At 41.5% G+C, this 3,466-nt stretch carries 2 protein-coding genes and 1 pseudogene; all 3 read left to right on the top strand.

From position 1 onward, the window contains the following. Positions 1–185: pseudogene (locus ACEW8U_RS05965) on the top strand (sugar transporter); the annotation flags it as partial. Continuing rightward, entirely contained in the window at positions 182–2,635 is a 2,454-nt protein-coding gene (locus ACEW8U_RS05970; RefSeq protein ID WP_373521126.1) for a GumC family protein, read from the top strand. The pseudogene ACEW8U_RS05965 and the gene ACEW8U_RS05970, both read left to right, overlap by 4 nt. Before the next feature lie 466 nt (positions 2,636–3,101). Further along, on the top strand, positions 3,102–3,466 hold a 365-nt coding region (locus ACEW8U_RS05975; protein WP_373521127.1), incomplete at its 3' end, for a cytidylyltransferase domain-containing protein.

Genomic DNA, 3,466 nt, shown 5'->3' on the forward strand with positions numbered 1-3,466 from the left:
TGAATGATCGTGCCTTATTGGCATCGGAATTCTTTTTTATCCAACCCAATGATATTTTATATTTAGAGCCGATGAAGATCAGGCAATTTGGAAATGCAGATAATTTTTCATCGTCTTTGGGTCTGATCATTTCGGTCACTACTTCTTTATTATTGATATTTGCTTTGATTTCGGGGAATATATGATTGATGGAAAAATAGACATATCGAAATTTGAACAGGATGTCAAACCCATTGATATCAAGTACTACCTGATCAAATATTCCAGGTATTGGCCATTGTATTTGACCTGTATATTTATAGCCATAGTGGTGGTATTTCTATTTCATCGTTACACAGTGGAGGAATATGAGGTACGCGGTTCGGTTTTGATCCGTCAAAAGAATTCTCCCGAGGTAAGGATTCTAGACAGGTCAAATATCTTCAGTGGTACCAACAACCTGGAAAATGACATTCTTTTGTTTACCTCAAAGAACCTTGCGGATGAAGCACTCAGAAAGCTGCATTTTGATGTCAGCTATTTTGCCTCAACCAATATCAAAGAAATAGAATTGTACGATAAGTCACCGATCAAGGTCGAGGTGGATTGGGATTTTACGCAGACAGAATCTGGGACGATTCACTTTACCATGTTATCGGAAGATGAATTTATCCTGACCCATGAGGACCGGGGCTTTTTTGATTTCCTCAATGCCAAGGCCAGTGGACCTTCGGATGAGGAAATATTGAATAAGACCTATCAATTTGGTGAGGAAATAGCATCAACCAAATCCAAATTCACCATTCATCAAGTCAAAAATATCAAAGAAGGGGATAAACTGTATTTTATCATCCATAATCCGGTTGATGTGTTGGAGCGATATTCCAAGGCGATTGCTGTACGGCCGATCAACAGTTATGGTACCGTATTGCAGGTATCCATGGTGTCCCAGGTAGTGGAAAAAGGCAGGGACTATGTCAATTCTCTGATGGATTCTTATATAGAATATGACCTGAAAGAGAAAAACAGGATTTCGGAAAATACGCTTAGGTTTATCGATGAACAGATGCATATCCTGGAGGATTCCTTGAGAGTGGTAGAAAGGGCCATGCTGAATTTCAAAGTGGACAACAAGCTTTTGAGCGTGGACTCTGAATTTGGTGGGGTATTGGGCAATATCCAAAGTCTGGAGGACATGATCCAAAACATTGATTTTGAACTGAGTTATTACAAGTCCCTTCAGACCTATCTGAGCACCAAGGGAAATGATTATAGTGATATTATAGCCCCATCTATCGTAGGGCTTAACGATGGTTTTCTGAACGGTCTGATCCGGAGTTTGATGGAAGCATCCCTGGATAGAAGAAAGCTGCTTTCGGTGGTGAATGAAAACCATCCGAATGTAGCAGCCATTGATGAACAAATCTCTAAACTCCGGGAGAATATTTTTGAAAACATCGACAACCTGGTAGAGAATACTGAGCGGAGAAAGGAAGAGGCAAGTAAAAAATTACAACAACTGGATCAAGAATTTTCCAAGTTGCCGCAGACAGAATCGAGTTACACCAATATATTCAGGCAATATAAGTTGCGGGAAAATCTGTACAATTACCTCTTGGAAAAAAGGGCGGAAGCAGGCATTGCCAAAGCTTCCAATGTACCCGACAATGCGGTAGTCGATTATGCTAGGAGAGGGAGTTTGATTTTCCCCAAGAAAGCGCAGAATTATGGCATGGCTTTAGGATTGGGATTTTTTATTCCTTTGGTGTTTTTGTTGGGCTATCATTACCTCAACAATAAGATCATGGATCAGATCCAGTTGAAAAATGCCATCAGGATACCCATGTTGGGAACCATTGGGCTGAGCAACAAAGAGACAAATATGTTGGTGGCCGAGCATCCCAAGACCATGGTGGCGGAATCCTTTAGGTCGCTGCGGTCAGCGTTGTTTTATATCGCAAGTGACAGGAAATGTAAAAAAATATTGATCACCTCTTCAGTTTCTGGTGAAGGGAAAACCTATGTCAGCCTTAACCTTGCCTCAGCTATGGCCCTGAGTGGGAAAAAGACCTGTTTGGTCGGACTCGATCTTCGCAAGCCCAAGATGTCCGAGTATTTGGGTGTAACCCATAAGGAGGGTTTATCCACCTATCTGGTAGACCGTGCAGAGAAGGAAGAAATCATTATGCCCACCAAATACGAGAATCTTTATCTCGTCCCATCAGGTCCTGTACCTCCAAATCCCGCAGAATTGTTGCTGAAAGATAAAATGAAGGAGTTTTTGGAATACCTGGAGCAGGATTTTGACATTGTGGTGATGGATACACCGCCTATAGGTCTTGTGTCTGAAACCATGGATTTGTTGCGTTTTTCTGATGTCAATCTTTATATAGTCCGTCAGGATTATACCCACAAAAAGTACCTCCTGATGATCAATGACCTCTACGCAAACGATCAAATCAATAATTTCTACGCAGTCTTCAACGGTATCAGGGCCGGTGGTGATGTTTATGACTTTGGAGGATACAATTATGGCTACGGCTATAATTACTCCTATATGCGAAGGAATAAATACACGGGGAACTACTATGAAATGGATGAGAAGAAGAAGCCTTCGCAGTGGTTTGATAAGTTTATTGGGAAGTTTAGGGTGTGAGGGGAAGGATGAAGGATGGGGAGAAGCGAGAAGCGAGATGCGAGAGCCAAGAAACAAGAACCAAGAGTGGAAAGGATGAGGAAGGAAGGTAGTAATGTAGAAGGTAGAGGGTAGATTTTAGATTTGGGGATGTAGGTAGAGGGAGGAAGTTGGAAGGATGAAGGAGAAAGGATGAGGAAGGAAGGAAGGGAGGTGGTACGTCATTGCGAGTCCATAACATTTTGAAAATGTTCAGAATTGGTAATGAAATTTGAAATAATAAATATCAATAGGGATGCGGCTTTAGCCCATCCAAAAGCAGATGCATAATTCCTATAAGCTTTAGCCAAAATTGAAAAGTTGGATAAGAGGTTGGCGATTTTGTTTGGCTAAAGCCGGGGGAGATTAGGTCTTTTTTATCCCTTCAGTTTGGTCAATATGGTTTGTGAAAAGTACCAATTTCCATGATGTGTTTAAGATTAATGAAATGACTAAAAAACATCAATTTAAATCAATTGCTTTGATACCTGCCCGGTATGCATCCACACGATTTCCGGCAAAATTGGTGCAGGACCTTTGTGGATTATCGGTCATTCAACGGACTTATTTGAGTACCAAGGAAACCGGGGTTTTTGATCAGGTGGTGGTGGTTACAGACCACGAATCAATTGCTGAACAAATAAAGGCAGTGGGCGGGGAAGTGTTTTTCAGTACCAAAGCTTATGAAAGCGGTTCAGACCGTATAGCCGAAGCGGCCCTTCAGTTGGAGGCTGATATTTTTGTGAATGTACAGGGGGATGAACCATTTCAGGACAAGGATTCTTTGGAAAAGCTCAATGCTGTTTTTTCGGA

The organism is Aquiflexum sp., from assembly GCF_041751335.1.
GTDB lineage: Bacteria > Bacteroidota > Bacteroidia > Cytophagales > Cyclobacteriaceae > Aquiflexum.

Bases quoted from the DNA above. Each gene is read 5' to 3' on its own strand.
- ACEW8U_RS05970 (WP_373521126.1), top strand. From the start codon at position 182: ATGATTGATGGAAAAATAGACATATCGAAATTTGAACAGGATGTCAAA.